General features: G+C 68.8%; 15 protein-coding genes. 12 read left to right on the top strand and 3 right to left on the bottom strand.

Features of this window, described 5'->3' with window-relative positions; translation table 11 throughout:
- Window positions 1-27: 27 nt before the first annotated feature.
- Together EZ242_RS03305 and EZ242_RS03295 are read left to right on the top strand one after the other, a co-directional pair.
- Window positions 28-231, top strand: a complete 204-nt coding sequence (locus EZ242_RS03305; protein WP_135283673.1) for a hypothetical protein — start codon at window positions 28-30, stop codon at window positions 229-231.
- Window positions 232-375: 144 nt separating this feature from the next.
- Window positions 376-1,446, top strand: a complete 1,071-nt coding sequence (locus EZ242_RS03295; RefSeq protein WP_167784624.1) for an ElaB/YgaM/YqjD family protein — start codon at window positions 376-378, stop codon at window positions 1,444-1,446.
- A gap of 188 nt (window positions 1,447-1,634) precedes the next feature.
- Here the strand turns inward: EZ242_RS03295 and EZ242_RS03290 are convergent, their stop codons facing one another.
- Window positions 1,635-2,111 carry a MarR family winged helix-turn-helix transcriptional regulator gene (locus EZ242_RS03290; RefSeq protein ID WP_135283670.1) on the bottom strand — a complete coding sequence of 159 codons (477 nt, stop codon included), beginning with the start codon at window positions 2,109-2,111 and terminating at the stop codon, window positions 1,635-1,637.
- A gap of 135 nt (window positions 2,112-2,246) precedes the next feature.
- On the opposite strand from EZ242_RS03290, the gene EZ242_RS03285 reads away from it, so the two are divergent.
- From EZ242_RS03285 to EZ242_RS03240, 10 genes are all read left to right on the top strand, one after another.
- Complete coding sequence (locus EZ242_RS03285; RefSeq protein ID WP_135283669.1) at window positions 2,247-3,590, top strand: aromatic ring-hydroxylating dioxygenase subunit alpha; 1,344 nt, start codon at window positions 2,247-2,249, stop codon at window positions 3,588-3,590.
- Window positions 3,587-4,069 (top strand): aromatic-ring-hydroxylating dioxygenase subunit beta, encoded by a 483-nt coding sequence (locus tag EZ242_RS03280; RefSeq protein WP_135283668.1) that lies wholly within the window; start codon window positions 3,587-3,589, stop codon window positions 4,067-4,069. The genes EZ242_RS03285 and EZ242_RS03280 overlap by 4 nt, the downstream gene beginning before the upstream one ends.
- Before the next feature lie 7 nt (window positions 4,070-4,076).
- Complete coding sequence (locus tag EZ242_RS03275) at window positions 4,077-5,696, top strand: AMP-binding protein (protein WP_135283667.1); 1,620 nt, start codon at window positions 4,077-4,079, stop codon at window positions 5,694-5,696.
- Window positions 5,693-6,862 carry a thiolase family protein gene (locus EZ242_RS03270; RefSeq protein WP_135283666.1) on the top strand — a complete coding sequence of 390 codons (1,170 nt, stop codon included), beginning with the start codon at window positions 5,693-5,695 and terminating at the stop codon, window positions 6,860-6,862. Before EZ242_RS03275 ends, EZ242_RS03270 begins: the two co-directional genes overlap by 4 nt.
- Window positions 6,859-8,112, top strand: a complete 1,254-nt coding sequence (locus EZ242_RS03265) for an SDR family NAD(P)-dependent oxidoreductase (protein ID WP_135283665.1) — start codon at window positions 6,859-6,861, stop codon at window positions 8,110-8,112. Before EZ242_RS03270 ends, EZ242_RS03265 begins: the two co-directional genes overlap by 4 nt.
- A 1-nt stretch (window position 8,113) precedes the next feature.
- Entirely contained in the window at window positions 8,114-8,917 is an 804-nt protein-coding gene (locus tag EZ242_RS03260) for a cyclase family protein (protein WP_135283664.1), read from the top strand.
- Window positions 8,914-9,642, top strand: a complete 729-nt coding sequence (locus tag EZ242_RS03255; RefSeq protein ID WP_135283663.1) for an SDR family oxidoreductase — start codon at window positions 8,914-8,916, stop codon at window positions 9,640-9,642. The genes EZ242_RS03260 and EZ242_RS03255 overlap by 4 nt, the downstream gene beginning before the upstream one ends.
- Before the next feature lie 107 nt (window positions 9,643-9,749).
- A complete protein-coding gene (locus tag EZ242_RS03250; RefSeq protein ID WP_135283662.1) occupies window positions 9,750-10,769 on the top strand; it encodes a TRAP transporter substrate-binding protein in 1,020 nt (339 codons plus the stop codon).
- 132 nt (window positions 10,770-10,901) lie between these two features.
- Complete coding sequence (locus EZ242_RS03245; RefSeq protein WP_240786966.1) at window positions 10,902-11,390, top strand: TRAP transporter small permease; 489 nt, start codon at window positions 10,902-10,904, stop codon at window positions 11,388-11,390.
- A complete protein-coding gene (locus tag EZ242_RS03240) occupies window positions 11,387-12,679 on the top strand; it encodes a TRAP transporter large permease (RefSeq protein WP_135283661.1) in 1,293 nt (430 codons plus the stop codon). Before EZ242_RS03245 ends, EZ242_RS03240 begins: the two co-directional genes overlap by 4 nt.
- Before the next feature lie 19 nt (window positions 12,680-12,698).
- Here EZ242_RS03240 and EZ242_RS03235 read toward each other — a convergent pair whose 3' ends face one another.
- Entirely contained in the window at window positions 12,699-13,373 is a 675-nt protein-coding gene (locus EZ242_RS03235; protein WP_135283660.1) for a glutathione S-transferase family protein, read from the bottom strand.
- A 111-nt stretch (window positions 13,374-13,484) separates the two neighbouring features.
- Window positions 13,485-15,809, bottom strand: coding sequence for an ATP-dependent Clp protease ATP-binding subunit ClpA (gene clpA / locus EZ242_RS03230; RefSeq protein ID WP_135283659.1), 2,325 nt, complete (start codon window positions 15,807-15,809; stop codon window positions 13,485-13,487).
- Window positions 15,810-15,846: the final 37 nt, after the last annotated feature.

Here is a 15,846-nt window from a genome sequence, read left to right as displayed (position 1 = left end):
GGACGAGCCGGCGCTACGCTCGCTGCCATGAACCTGACCGACCAACTGCGCCAATGGGGCCTGGTGCACGCCCAGACCCGCCAGGCGGAGCAAATCCTCGCGGGAGCCACGCCCGCCGATGCGTCCGAGGCGCTCGCCGACCGGGCGCGGCAACTGCGTCTCGCGGCGGACCAGTTGCACCGCGACATCTACGGACGAATCGGCGCCAGGAATGAGCGCCCGGGCAGCTGAACCTGGCCCGAGCCCGGAGGCGGCCCGACGGGGAAGCCGACCTACACGCGGCGGGCGACTTGCCTCACAAACCCGGGAACGTGCCGTTTTAGAGTCTTGGCGAGGCGCACAAGCGCTTTTTGCTTTCTTGCACCGGAGGACATCGTGATCACGCAGCCGACAAGCACCACCAACAGCAGCAGCAGCAGCAGCAATGAGACGGCGTCCAGGCCGCCCGGCGACACCGACCGGAACATGGGCAGTGACACCTCGACCGAGCGCGGACGGGCGCAGAACTTCGACTTGGGCCAGAGCGTTCACCGCGTGGCGCAGATGGCGCACGAGGCCATCGACCGCATCCAGCAGACGCTGGAGTCCAGCAGCGGCCCCTCGGGCACGAGCAACGCGGCACGCTACGAGGAGGTCCAGCAGCGCGCCAGGCAGTATGGCGAGCGGGCGAAGGAGTATGGCCAGAAGGCACGCGAGTACGGCGAGCAGGCGCGGCAATACGGACAGCAGGCCCGCGAGCGCATCCACGACCAGCCCTTGCAGTCGGCGGCCATCGCCTTCGCGGCCGGCTGGGTGTACAGCAAGGTGTTCATGCGCACGCGCCACAAGGTTCACGTCGTCAAGGTGCCGGTGCCGGTGGTTCCGCCGGAGTTCGGCGACACGCTGCGCGCCCACGGCGAACGCGCGCAGGGCTGGATGCAGTCCACCGGGCGGCGCCTGGGCGATTCGGGCCATGCGTCCATGCATCGCCTGGGCGAGAGCGGCCAGCACGCCATGCATCGGCTGGGCGAGAGCAGCCAGCACGCCATGCACAAGCTCGGCGCCAGCACGCTGGTGGGACTGGCCGGCGCCAAGGCGGTGTCGTCGAAGCTGTGGGACAAGACACGCGCGGCCATGCCCCGCGACATGGACCAGGTCAAGGCCGGCTCCTACCGCTACGGCACGATGGCCCGGGAGCAGATGCAGGAGCACCCGGCGGTGGGCCTGGGTCTGGCCATCGCGCTCGGTGCCGTGGCGGTCAAGCTCATGATGCCCAGCGACGACGCGGACAGCCGCACGTCCTCGCCGCAGCCGCGGCAGACCCTGGTCGTGGACAAGGATGGCCGCGCCTTCGGCGAGCCGAGCGGCTACCAGCGCGTGCTGATCGGCTCGCGCCCCGTGATGTCCGGCGCCCTGGCCCTCGGCATGGGCGTGTTGCTGGGCGCCGTGCTCACGGCACGGCGCTGAGGCGCTTGCCCCCGCTCCCCTTTGGGGGAGCTTCGGAGTGGCTACCCCCCTCCCCCTTTTGGGAAGCTGGAGTGGCTTACCCCCTCCCCCCTTGGGGGAGGGCCGAGGTGGGGGCCCGCGCACCGGCCAGGCCGCTTCTACGCGAACCCCCCATCCCAGCCTTCCCCCAGCGGGGGAAGGTGAACGACCTACTCCACCTCCTCTGCCCCCGCCAGTCCGCGGTGCAGCTCGATCATCTGGCGCAGCGTCTTCTTCAGCTCCGCCGACCGCGCCAGCCCGAAGGGCTCCAGCACCCGCCGCTCGTGCGCGCGTGCCAGCTCGATCAACCGCGCCACCAGCTTCTCCCCCGAGGCCGTGATGCCGACCAGCGTCACGCGGCGGTCGCTCTCGTGCGCGATGCGCCGCACGTGGCCGCGCGCCTCCATGCGGTCGAGCACGCGCGTGACCGTGGGCTGCTTGAGCAGGGTGATGCGCGCCAGCGTGCCGATGCTCAGGGGCTCCGAACGTGCCAGCGAGGCCAGCACCCGCCACTCGGACACCGTGAACCCCTGCTCGGCCACGACGCGGTGGAACTCGGCCGAGATGAGGTGGCTGGCCTGCGCCAGCAGCGCGGGGAGGTAGTCGTCCGCGAAGGCGCCGTCGGCGGCAGCTCCATCAAGGCTCATGCGGGGCTCCTAGGGAAATCCCCGCCATCATAAACCCATGACTTTTCATATATCCCGGCTTAAACTGTTCTGACCCGATGCAATACGCGCCTGCACCCGCCGGGGTGTCCAGGCCCTCCCGAGGAGACGGCTTCGATGAACGGTTTTCCCGCGCGCTACCGCGGCGACCCGGATGCCCTGCGCAGCCTGGTCCAGCCCGACCGCATCCACCGCGACCTGTACATCCACCCCGAGGTGTTCGCGCTGGAGCAGGAGCATTTCTTCGCCAACACCTGGAACTACGTCGGCCATGACAGCCAGATCCCCCAGCCCGGCGACTACCTGACCGAGGAGGTCGGCGGGCGGCCCCTCATCGTCGTGCGGCATGCCGACGGCGGCGTTCGGGTGATGATGAACCGCTGCGCGCACAAGGGCTCGCGGCTGGTGAGCGCGCCCAGTGGCAACGCCGGCAAGTTCTTTCGCTGCCCCTACCACGCCTGGACCTTCAAGCTCGACGGCTCGCTGCTGGCCATCCCCATGAAGAACGGCTACGAGGGCACGGCGCTGCACCAGACCGACAGTGCGCAAGGCCTGGTGCAGGTCAAGAACGTGCGTGTCTATCGCGGCTTCATCTTCGTGAAGATCAACGACGCGGGTCCGGGCTTCGAGGACTACTTCGGCGACTCGCTCAGCTCCATCGACAACATGGCCGACCGCTCGCCCACGGGCGAGCTGGAGATCGCGGGCGGGTGCCTGCGCTTCATGCATGACTGCAACTGGAAGATGTTCGTCGAGAACCTCAACGACACCATGCACCCCATGGTGGCGCACGAATCCTCGGCCGGAACGGCCAAGAAGATGTGGGCCGACAAGCCCGCCGACGAGCCCAAGCCCATGGCCATCGAGCAGTTCGTGCCCTTCATGTCGGACTACCGCTTCTTCGACGAAATGGGCGTGCGCGTCTTCGACAACGGCCACAGCTTCTCGGGCGTGAACTTCAGCATCCACAGCAAGTACTCGGGCCTGCCCGGCTACGAGCAGGCCATGGTGGCCGCCTACGGCGAGGAGCGCGCGCACCAGATCCTGGGGCTCACGCGGCACAACACCGTCTACTACCCCAACCTGACCATCAAGGGCGCCATCCAGGCCATCCGCGTGGTCAAGCCCATCGCGGTGGACAAGACCCTGATCGAGAGCTGGACCTTCCGCCTCAAGGGCGCGCCGCCCGAGCTGCTGCAGCGCACGACCACCTACAGCCGCCTGATCAACTCGCCCTTCTCGGTGGTGGGGCACGACGACCTGCAGGCCTACCGGGGCATCCAGCTCGGGCTGCACGCCAGCGGCAACGACTGGGTCAGCCTGCACCGCGACTACGATCCGTCCGAGGTCGGCCAGGCGGAGGTGACCACCAATGGCCTGAGCGAGATCTCCATGCGCAACCAGTACCGCGCCTGGGCCCGGTACATGACGCTGACCATGCCGGCGGAGAGCGCCCGATGACCGACATCACCCGCCAGGACCTGATCGACTTCGTCGTCCGCGAGTGCCGCCTGCTCGATGCCGGCCGCTACGAGGAGTGGAACGCCCTGTTCACCCGGGATGCCATCTACTGGGTTCCCCTGGTGCCCGACCAGCCCGACGGCCGGGAGCACACCTCGCACCTGTACGAAGACAAGCTGCTGCGCGAGCTGCGCATCGCCCGCCTGAAGAGCCCGCGTGCGTTCTCGCAGCAGCCGCCCAGCCGCTGCCACCACCTGCTGCAGGTGCCCACGGTGGAAAGTTACGAGCCCGAGGCGAACCGCTATGTGGTGCGCACCGAGTTCCACTACACCGAGAGCCAGCACGACACGGTGCAGTTCCTCGTGGGCACCTTCTTCCACCACCTCACGGTGGAGGACGGTGCTCTGCGCATGACGCTCAAGCGGGTCAACCTGCTCAATCCGGACGCCGCGCTGCCGCCGGTGCAGCTGTTCATCTGAAAAGCCCATGAGCACGGTCGCCCAGCGCTTTCTCGCCACCGCCGCGCGCACGCCCGGCGCCGACTTCCTCTTCGTCGATGCCGTGGCCGCCGAGGTGTACGGCATCGAGCCTGGCCCCGTGAGCTGGAGCGACGCCGCCGCCGAAGTGCAGCGGCTGCGCCAGGCCTATGCCGAAGCCGGCTACGGGCACGGGCACCGCGTCGGGCTTCTGCTGGAGAACCGGCCGGCCTTCCTGTTCCACTGGTTCGCGCTCAATGCGCTGGGCGCGAGCGTGGTGCCGGTCAACGCCGAGATGCGGTCGGCCGAACTCGAGTATTTGGTCGGCCACAGCGAAATCGCGCTCGCGGTCACGCTGCCCGCGCGCGGCGGCGACCTGCGCCGGGCCGCCGAGGCGGCCGGCGTGCCCATGGCGCTGTGGGACGGCGAAGACACGCCGCCGCCGGCCCCGCGCGCGGCGCCCGAAGCGGCCCCGCCCGGGCCGGACAGCGAGTGCGCCCTCCTCTACACCTCGGGCACCACCGGCCGGCCCAAAGGATGCCGCCTGTCCAATGCCTACTTCCTGCGCGCCGGCGACTGGTACGCCGCGCTGGACGGCGTCTGCTCGGTGCGGCCCGACCAGGAGCGCGTGATCACGCCGCTGCCGCTGAACCACGTGAACGCGATGGCCTTCTCCACCATGGTGGTCGTCACCGCCGGTGGTTGCCTCGTCCAGTTGGACCGCTTCCACCCGACGAGCTGGTGGCGCAGCGTGCGCGAGGCGCGCGCGACCATCGTGCATTACCTCGGCGTGATGCCGGCCATGCTGCTGTCCGCGCCGCCTTCGCCCGAGGACCGGGCGCACGCGGTGCGCTGGGGCTTCGGGGCCGGCGTGGACAAGCGGCACCATGCGGTGTTCGAGGAGCGGTTCGGCTTTCCCCTGGTGGAGGCCTGGGCCATGACGGAGACCGGCGCCGCCGCCTGCATCATGGCCAACCACGAACCGCGCCACGTGGGCACGAGCTGCTTCGGCGCACCCGAGGATTTCGTCGAGGTGCGCCTGGTGGACGAGGACGGCGCCCCCGTGCCGGACGGCGTTCCCGGCGAGCTGTGGGTGCGCGCGCGTGGCGACGACCCGCGCCGCCACTTCTTCAGCGGCTACCTCAAGGACGAGGCTGCGACCGAAGCGGCCTGGGACGGCGGCTGGTTCCACACCGGGGACATGGTGCGACGGGATGACACCGGGCACCTGTACTTCGTGGACCGCAAGAAGAACGTGATCCGCCGCAGCGGCGAGAACATCTCGGCGGTGGAGGTGGAGAGCGTGCTGAACCAGCACCCCGCCGTGCGCAGCGCCGCCGTCGCGGCCGCGCCCGACGAGGTGCGCGGGGACGAGGTGCTGGCCTGCATCATCCTGCGCGAGCCGGTTGCGGCGGGCGAGCGCGCGGCGTTGGCCGAAAGCATCGTTCGGCACGCGCTGGCGCAGCTGGCCTACTACAAGGCGCCGGGTTATGTGGCCTTCGTGGACGCGGTGCCGCTGACCCTGTCGCAGAAGATCCAGCGCGCGCAGCTGCGCGAGCTGGCCCGCACGCTGCCGGGAACGGAGGTTTGCATCGACACGCGTGCCCTCAAGAAGAGGCAATCAGCATGAAGCGGCGCCAGTCCTACGAGGGCGTTGCCGTGGCGGTGCCCGTCACGGTGCCTTACGTGCGCTACTCCACGCACGGCGCGCACTGGTTCATCGGCCAGGCGCTGCGGGCGCTGCTGGACGCCTCGGGCCTGGACAAGGCCCAGATCGACGGCCTGACCATCAGCAGCTTCTCGCTCGCGCCGGACACCGCCGTGGGCGTGACCCAGCACCTGGGGGTGTCGCCACGCTGGCTGGACCACGTGCCCACCGGCGGCGCGAGCGGCGTGATGGCGCTGCGCCGCGCGGCGCGCGCGGTGCAGGCCGGCGACGCCGACATCGTGGCCTGCGTGGCGGCGGACACCAACCACGTGGACTCCTTCCGCCAGATGCTCGGCTCCTTCAGCGGCTTCGCGCGGGACGCGAGCTACCCCTACGGCTCGGGCGGGCCGAACTCCATCTTCGCCATGATCATGGCCAACTACATGCGGCAGTTCGGCGCCACGCGCGAGGACTTCGGGCGCATCGCGGTGGCCCAGCGCGCCAATGCCCTGAAGAACCCCAACGCCCTCTTCAAGAAGCCGCTCACGCTGGACGAGTACATGGCCGCCCGGCCCATCTCGGACCCCATCCACCTCTTCGACTGCGTGATGCCTTGCGCAGGGGCCGAGGCCTTCCTGGTGATGCGCGAGGAGCGCGCGCGCGAGCTGGGCCTGCCGCACGCGCTGCTGCGCGGGGCCATCGAGCGGCACAACGCCTTCGCCGACGACCCGGTGATGGTGCGCGGCGGCTGGCTGGTGGACCGCGAAGACCTGTATGCCCAGGCCGGCGCCCGGCCCGAGGACGTGGACTTCATCCAGACCTATGACGACTACCCCGTGATCGTGATGATCCAGTTCGAGGACCTGGGCTTCTGCGAGAAGGGCGAAGGCCCCGCCTTCGTGCGCGCGCAGGACACGCGCTTCGATGGCAGCTTTCCCAACAACACCAGCGGCGGCCAGCTGTCCTGCGGACAGGCGGGTGCGGCCGGCGGCTTCATCGGCATGACGGAGACCATCCGCCAGCTCACGGGCCAGGCGGGCGAACGCAGCGTGCCCGAGGCGCAACTGGGCCTGGTGACGGGCTTCGGCATGGTCACCTACGACCGGTGCCTGTGCACCGGCGCCGTGCTGCTCGGGAGATCCGCATGACCATGCCGCTGATGAAGCCCAAGCGCAAGAACCCGGTCCTGCGCACCCGGCAGATGAACCTGCCGCCCTGGGCGCGCGGCCGCGTGGCGCTGGGCATGACCGCGGCCGCGGCCGAAGGACACCTTGCGCTGCAGGTTTGCCAGGAATGCCAGGCCGTGCAGTACCCGCCCCGCGAAGCGTGCCACCGCTGCCTGTCGTCCCAGCTGAAGTGGCGGCCGCAGACGGGCGCAGGCCAGCTCCTCGCCTCCACCACCCTGCACCACAGCAACGACCTGTTCTTCCGCGAGCGCCTGCCCTGGCGGCTGGGGCTGGTGGAACTGGACGTGGGCTGCTCGGTCATGGTCCACCTGCACGGGGAGGTGGGCGAGGCGCCCACGCGCGTGCATGTCGGCGCCCGCCTGGACCGGGCGGGACAGGCCGTCCTCATCGGATTTCCGGAACAAGGAAGCGAACACATGGCAGACGACCGAATGCTGCGCGAGATGACCAGCGATCCGCGCTTTCGCAAGGTGCTGGTCACCGACGGCAAGAGCGCCGTCGGGCAGGCGCTGGTGCAGGCGCTGGTGAAGGCCGGCGCCGAGATCGTGTGGGTGGGCCACGCCGAGCCCTGGAAGAAGCTGCCGGGCCTGGACGACATCACGCGCCTGCCCCAGGTCACGCTGGTGCCGCTGGACCTGAGCAACGGACGCCAGGTGAGCGAGCTGGCCGGCGAGATCGGCGGCAAGGTGGACATCGTGATCAACAACGCCGAGGTGCACCGCGCCTTCGGCATCGCCTCGCGCCGCGGCACCGACGTGGCCAAGGCCGAGATGGACATCAACTACTTCGGCCTGCTGCGCCTGGCGCAGGAGTTCGGGCCGGCCCTGCGCGCGCGCTCGGCCGACGGCATGGCGCACGCGGCCGCCTGGGTCAACCTGCTGTCGGTCTACGCCCTGTCCAACTACCCGCCGCACGGCACCTTCTCCGCCTCCAAGGCGGCGGCGCTGTCGCTCGCCCAGTGCCTGCGCGCGGAGATGCGGCCGGCGGGCATCCGCGTGATCAACGTGTTCCCCGGTCCGATCGACGACGAGTGGAACCAGAACCTGCCGCCGCCGAAGGTGGCACCGGCGGCCCTGGCCACGGCCATCGTCAAGGCGCTCAAGGAAGGCATCGAGGACGTCTACCCCGGCGAGGTGGCGCAGGAGTGGCTGGAGCGCTGGCGTGACAACCCCAAGGTGCTGGAGCGCGAGCTGGCCAGCGGAGGAAGCTGAGATGTCTGCGACTTCGTCGTCCCTGTCGCTGCTGGCGAGCGTCGCCGCGGCCCTGTCCAGCGGCCGCATCCGCGTGGTCGATCTCACGCAGACGCTCACGCCCGAGTTCCCGCAGATCGCGCTGCCCCCCGAGATGGGCCAATGCTGGCCCTTCCGCATCGAGGAGGTCTCGGCCTACGACGAGCGCGGGCCCGGCTGGTACTGGAACAACTTCTCCTGCGGCGAGCACACGGGCACGCACTTCGACGCGCCGATCCACTGGATCTCCGGTCGCAACCTGCCGAACAATGCCGTGGACACCATCCCGGTGCAGCACTTCGTGGCACCGGCCGTGGTCGTCGACTGCTCGCGCGAAGCGCAGGCCGACCCCGACTACCTGCTCACGGTGGAGGACATCGAACGCTTCGAGCAGGCGCATGGCCGCATCGCCCCGGGCAGCTGGTTCCTGATGCGAACGGACTGGTCCAAGCGCAGCGACCCCGAGGCCTACCAGAACTTCGACGAGACCGGCCAGCACACGCCGGGCCCGAGCACCGAAGCGGTGAAGTTCCTCATCGACGAGCGCCAGGTGCTGGGCTTCGGCTCCGAGGCCATCGGCACCGACGCCGGCCAGGGCTACCACCTGCGCCCGCCCTACCCCTGCCACTACTACATGCACGGCGCGGGCCGCTACGGGCTGCAGTGTCTGGCCAACCTGGACCAGCTGCCGCCGACCGGCGCGCTGCTGGTCTGCCCGCCGCTGAAGATCCAGAAAGGCAGCGGCAGCCCGCTGCGCGTGCTGGCGCTGGTCGAGGACGCGGCATGAGCGGCCACCGTGTCGCAGCGGTGACGGGCGGCAGCGCCGGCATCGGCCGCGCGGTCTGCGAAGCGTTGCTGGCCGAAGGCTGCGAGGTGGTGTCGCTGGACCGCGAGCCCGGCACGCTGCGGCACCCGAAGCTGCACGAGCGGCGGGTGGACCTGTCCGACCGCGCGGCCACGGCACGCGCCGCGCAGTCGCTGGCGCAGGATTTCAATGTCACCACGCTGGTGCACAACGCCGGCCTCATCCGTCCCGCCCTGTTGTCCGAGGTGAAGCTCGACGACCTGGACACGCTGGTCGAGCTCCACCTGGGCGCGGCCATCCAGCTCGTGCAGGCGGTGCTGCCGGGCATGCGCGCCGCGCGTTTCGGACGCATCGTGCTCATGTCCTCGCGCGCGGCGCTGGGCACGCCCACGCGGACCAGCTATGCGGCCACCAAGGCCGGCCTGCTGGGCCTGGCGCGTACCTGGGCCTTGGAGCTGGCGGCCGACGGCATCACCGTGAATGCGGTGGCCCCGGGACCGGTGCGCACGGGCATGTTCCACGACGTCATTCCGGCCGGCAGCGAGCGCGAGAGCCGCCTGGCCGCGGCCATCCCGGTGGGCCGCCTCGGCGAGCCGGCCGACGTGGCGCGTGCCGTGAGCTTCTTCACCCACCCCGACGCGGGCTTCGTCACCGGACAGGCGCTGTACGTCTGCGGTGGCGCGAGCATCGGGAGCCTGTCGCTGTGAGCGGCGCCGCGCACCCCTGCGGGATTCCTCCATGCGGGTATATCAGGACCGCCCGCGCCCCCATGCAGACCTACAGTCCCCTCACCCGAAAAAAGGAGTCACCTAGCATGAAACGTTCCCTGTTTTCCCTCGCGGCCACGGCCGCCGTGTTCGCCGTCTCAGCGCCCGCCGGCGCCCAGACCGTCCTGACCACCTCGAGCTGGGTGCCGCCCACGCACGCGCTCACCGTCGCCCAGAAGGAGTGGTGCGACCTGGTGGAAAAGAACAGCAAGAACAAGATCAAGTGCAACCACCTGCCCCGCGCGGTGGCCGCGCCCCCCGGCACCTTCGACGCGATCAAGAACGGCCTGGCCGACGTGTCGTTCACGGTGCACGGCTACACGCCGGGCCGCTTCACGCTCACGCAGATGGCCGAGTTCCCCTTCCTGGGCGACGCGGCCGAGCCCATGTCCGTGGCCTTCAACAAGGTCGCCATGCAGCACCCGGAGTTCCTCAAGGAGCACGAGGGCGTGAAGGTGCTCGCCTTCTTCACCCACGGGCCCGGCATCGTCTTCAACACCAAGCGGCCGGTCACCAAGCTGGAAGACCTGCAGGGCCTGAAGTGGCGCGTGGGCGGCGGCATGGTCAACGAGATCTCCAAGACCCTGGGCATGAACGTCACGCTCAAGCCCGCGCCCGAGTCCTATGAGTTGCTGTCCGGCGGCGTCATGGACGGCACGCTGTTCCCGGCCGAATCCATCGAGTCCTTCAAGCTCGGTCCGCTGATCAAGCATGCCACGACCTTCCCCGGGGGCCTCTACAACACGAGCTTCGTCTTCATGATGAACCCGGCCAAGTACGACAAGCTCAGCCCCGAGGAGAAGAAGGCGGTGGACGACGCTTCCGGCGAGGTGGCCGCACGCCTGATCGGCAAGCACTGGGACCGCGTGGACCAGGCCGCCATGAAGAGCATGGAAGCCAACAAGGTGCAGGTGATCAAGGCCGACCAGAAGCTGGTGGGCGACGTCAAGTCGCGCACCAAGGCCCTGGAGGAGCGCTGGGCCAAGGAAGCCGAGGGCAAGGGCCTGAAGAACGCCGAGAAGGTGCTGGCGGACTTCCGCGCCGAGATCGCCAAGCAGTCCAAGTAAGGCACGCGCCCGTGCGGCACCGGGGAGGGCCGGCGCCGCACGCGACCTGATACAAACGCGGCTTGCGGGCCCTGCCCGGAAGCCGCGTTCGCATGCACCCCCAAGGGATCACGGAGAAGGACGGAGAACGACTTGAAAAAGCTGCTGGAGCTCCTGTGCGGGCTGCTCTCGGGGATCGCGCTGTTCGCGATCATGGCCCTGACCTTCTTCGACGTGCTGGGACGCAAGTTCGTCTCGCGCTCCATTCCCGGCTCGCTGGAGCTGACCGAACTGCTCATGGTGGTGGTGATCTTCGCGGCCCTTCCGCTGGTGTCCCTGCGCGGCGAGCATGTGGAGTTCGACTCCCTCGACCCGTACCTGCCCCGCTGGGTGCGCACGCTGCAGCAGGTGCTGGTGAACGCGCTGGTCGGCGTGGGACTGCTCGCCCTGGGCTGGCTGATGTGGCGCACCGGCGGCGACTTCGCGAGCTTCGGCGAGACCACCGCGCAGCTGCAGATTCCCAAGTACCCCTTCATCTACGGCATGGGCGTGATGTGCGCCCTCGCGGGGCTGGTGCACCTAGCCCTGATGCGCTGGCGCGTGCAGCACGGCGAAGAGCCGCGTGAGGGGACCGCGCTGTGATCGAATCCCTGCTCGGCTTCGGTGCCATCTTCCTGCTGGCGCTGATGCGCATCCCCCTGGCCTTCGCCATGGGCATCGTCGGTTTCCTGGGCGTGGGCCTCACGCGCGGCTGGGTGCCGGCGCTGGCCAGCACCTCGCAGGTGGTCTACGAGACCGGCTTCGCCTACACGCTGTCGGTCATCCCCCTGTTCATCCTCATGGGCAACTTCGTCGCCCGCGCGGGCCTGGCGCACGAGCTGTTCCAGGCCGCCTATGCCTTCATCGGCCACCTGCGCGGCGGCCTGGCCCACGCGACCATCGCCGCCTGCGCCGGCTTCGGTGCGATCTGCGGCTCGTCCATCGCCACGGCCGCCACCATGAGCAAGGTGGCCTATCCCTCCATGCGCGACCTGGGCTACAGCAACTCGCTGTCCACCGGCGTCATGGCCGCCGGCGGCACGCTGGGCATCATGATCCCGCCCTCCACCATCCTGGTGATCTACGGGATCATCACCGAGACCAACATCGGCAAGCTGTTCGCCGCCGGGGTGTTGCCTGGCCTGCTGACGGCAAGCATGCTGATGCTGGCCGTGTGGATCATCACCCTGCGCGACCCGGAGCACGCACCGCCCGGCAAACGCCACTCCTGGTCCGAGCGTTGGCGCGCGCTGCGCGGCATCTGGGGCGTGGTGGTGCTGGTCATCGTGGTGCTGGGCGGCATCTACGGAGGCTTCTTCACCGCCACCGAGGGGGCGGGCTTCGGCGCTGCGGGCGCCTTCCTGTTCGCGCTGCTGCGTGGGCGCCTCACCTGGCCCATCCTGTTCCAGGTGCTGGTGGAGTCCGCGCGCACTACGGCCATGCTGTTCACGCTGCTGATTGCCGCCACGATGTTCGCGAACTTCGTCAACTTCACCACCCTGCCCGGCGACCTGCGCGACTTCATCACCAAGAGCGGCCTGACGCCCACCATGATCATCGTGGCCATGATGGGCATCTACGTGCTCCTGGGCACGGTAATGGAGGAGCTGACCATGGTGCTGCTCACCATTCCGCTGTTCTTCCCCATCGTGACCAGCCTGGGCTTCGATCCGCTGTGGTTCGGCGTGCTGATCGTGATGATCGTGCAGATCGGCCTGATCTCGCCGCCCGTGGGCATGAACCTCTTCGTGCTCAACGCCCTGCTGCCCGGCGTGAGCCTGGCCGATATCTTCCGGGGCTGCTGGCCGCTGGTGCTCACCATGGTGCTCACCCTGGGCATCCTGATCGCCTTTCCGCAGATCAGCCTCTTCCTGCCCTCGCTGATGCAGTGAAGCACCAGGCGGCGGCGCCTCAGTCGCCGAAACCGGGGACGCCAAAGCGCCCACCGCGCGCCTCGGCGCGCTGGTAGGCGGGGCGCTCGCGGATGCGTGCCAGGTAGCCCGCGATGGCCGGATAGTCCTGCAGGCCCACGCGGGCCTGGGCCGCCTCCAGCGGGTAACTCATCTGGATATCGGCCGCCGTGAAATCGTCGCCGGCGAACCAGGCCCGCGGCTTCAGCTCCGCCTCGATGAAGTCCAGGTGCCGCCTGAGCTGGGGCATCACGAAGGACCGGAGGCCCTGCGATGCGATGCGGCCGGTGATGGGACGCACGAAGAACGGCACCGGCGCCCGCGCGATGCCCTCGAACAGCAGCTTCATCAGCAGCGGCGGCATGAGCGAGCCCTCGGCGTAGTGCATCCAGTATCGCCAGCGCAGGCGCTCGGGCGTGCCGGGCGGCGGCGACAGGCGCCCCCCCTCACGCTCGACCAGGTACTCCAGGATCGCGCCCGACTCGGCCAGGGTGAGCGGGCCGTCAGTCAGCACCGGCGACTTGCCCAGGGGATGCACCCGGCGCAGCGCCTCGGGCGCGAGCAGCGTGCGCGCCTCGCGTTCATAGGCCACCACCTCATAGGGCAGGCCGAGTTCTTCGAGCAGCCACAGCACGCGCTGCGAGCGGGAGAGGTTCAGGTGGTGGACGGTGAGCATGGCGCCGATGGTAGGGGCGAAAAAAAGCCGCCTTGCGGCGGCTTGCGTGCTTACCCGTTCGGGCTGAGCCTGTCGAAGCCCTTCGACAAGCTCAGGGCGAACGGGGTTTTCTCAGGGCTGGCCGTCGGACGATACCTCTTCAGGCTCAGGCCGGTTGCGCCCTTCCTTCTTGGGCAGCGGCTGGATGTCCAGCTGCACCTCGTCCTTCTCGTCCAGGTCCACCGTGAGGCGGCCCCCCTCGGTCAGGCGGCCGAAGAGGAGTTCGTCGGCCAGCGCCCGGCGGATGGTGTCCTGGATCAGGCGCTGCATGGGGCGGGCGCCCATGAGCGGATCGAAGCCCTTCTTGGCCAGGAACTTGCGCAGCTTGTCGGTGAAGGTGACCTCGACCTTCTTCTCGGCCAGCTGCTGCTCCAGCACGAGCAGGAACTTATCGACCACGCGCAGGATGACCTGCTCGTCCAGCGCCTTGAAGCTCACGGTGGCATCCAGGCGGTTGCGGAACTCCGGCGTGAACAGGCGCTTGATGTCGGCCATCTCGTCGCCGGCCTCGCGCGGGTTGGTGAAGCCGATGGTCGCCTTGTTCATGGTCTCGGCGCCCGCGTTGGTCGTCATGATGATGATGACGTTGCGGAAGTCGGCCTTGCGTCCGTTGTTGTCCGTGAGCGTGCCGTGGTCCATGACCTGCAGCAGCACGTTGAAGATGTCCGGATGCGCCTTCTCGATTTCGTCGAGCAGCAGCACCGCATGCGGCTTCTTCGTGATGGCCTCGGTCAGCAGCCCACCCTGGTCGAAGCCCACGTAGCCCGGGGGCGCGCCGATCAGGCGCGAGACCGCGTGCCGCTCCATGTACTCCGACATATCGAAGCGGATCAGCTCGATGCCCATGATGAAGGCGAGCTGCTTGGCCGCTTCGGTCTTGCCCACGCCCGTGGGGCCGCTGAACAGGAAGGAGCCGATCGGCTTGTCGCCCTTGCCCAGGCCCGAGCGCGCCATCTTCACGGCACCGGCCAGCACTTCCAGCGCCTTGTCCTGGCCGAAGACAACGCTCTTGAGGTCGCGCTCCAGGTTCTGCAGCTTGCCGCGGTCGTCGTTGGAGACGTTGGCCGGCGGAATGCGGGCGATCTTGGCGACGATCTCCTCGACCTCGGTCTTGGAGATGGTCTTCTTGCGCTTGCTCACCGGCAGGATCCGCTGTGCGGCGCCCGCCTCGTCGATCACGTCGATGGCCTTGTCCGGCAGGTGCCGGTCGTTGATGTACTTGGCGCTCAGCTCGGCCGCGGCCTGGAGGGCGTTCGCCGCGTACTTGACGCTGTGGTGCTCCTCGAAGCGCGACTTCAGGCCCTTGAGGATCTCGATCGTCTGCTCGACGCTGGGCTCCACCACGTCCACCTTCTGGAAGCGCCGCGACAGCGCCGCGTCCTTCTCGAAGATGCCGCGGTATTCGGTGAACGTGGTCGCGCCGATGCACTTGAGCTGGCCGCTGGACAGCGCCGGCTTGAGCAGGTTGGACGCATCCAGCGTGCCGCCCGAGGCCGCACCCGCACCGATGAGCGTGTGGATCTCGTCGATGAACAGGATGGCGTTGGGCTTGTCCTTGAGGGACTTGAGCACGCCCTTCAGGCGCTGCTCGAAGTCGCCGCGGTATTTGGTGCCCGCCAGCAGCGCGCCCATGTCGAGCGAGTAGACGTTGGAATCGGCCAGGATCTCCGGCACGTCCTTCTGGACGATGCGCCAGGCCAGGCCCTCGGCAATGGCGGTCTTGCCGACGCCGGCCTCGCCGACCAGCAGCGGGTTGTTCTTGCGCCGGCGGCACAGGATCTGGATCACGCGTTCGACCTCGTACTCGCGGCCGATCAGCGGATCGATCTTGCCGTCCTTGGCGGACTGGTTGAGGTTCTGAGTGAACTGCTCGAGCGGCGAGGCTTTCTCGTTCTTCTCGCCGCCCTCTTCGCCCTCGGCGCCCGTGGGCTCGCCGCCCTTGGCGGGTTCGGGCGGGTCGCTCTTCTTGATGCCGTGGGCGATGAAGTTCACCACGTCCAGCCGCGTGACGCCCTGCTGGTGCAGGTAGTACACGGCGTGCGAGTCCTTCTCGCCGAAGATGGCCACCAGCACGTTGGCGCCGGTGACTTCCTTCTTGCCGTTGCCGGTGGACTGCACGTGCATGATGGCTCGCTGGATCACGCGCTGGAAGCCGAGCGTGGGCTGGGTGTCCACGTCGTCGGTCCCCGCCACCTGGGGCGTGTTGTCCTTGATGAAGTTCGACAGCGACTTGCGCAGATCCTCGACGTTGGCCGAGCAGGCGCGCAGCACTTCCGCCGCGCTGGGATTGTCCAGCAGGGCGAGCAGCAGGTGTTCCACGGTGATGAACTCGTGGCGCTGCTGGCGTGCCTCCACAAATGCCATGTGGAGACTGACTTCCAATTCCTGGGCAATCATGAGATGTCCTTTGCCTTCCTACCTGTATGACTCGGAG

This window comes from Ramlibacter rhizophilus (assembly GCF_004681965.1).
In the GTDB taxonomy this organism is placed as follows: Bacteria; Pseudomonadota; Gammaproteobacteria; order Burkholderiales; family Burkholderiaceae_C; genus Ramlibacter; species Ramlibacter rhizophilus.
This window is presented reverse-complemented; position numbering and strand designations above follow the sequence as displayed.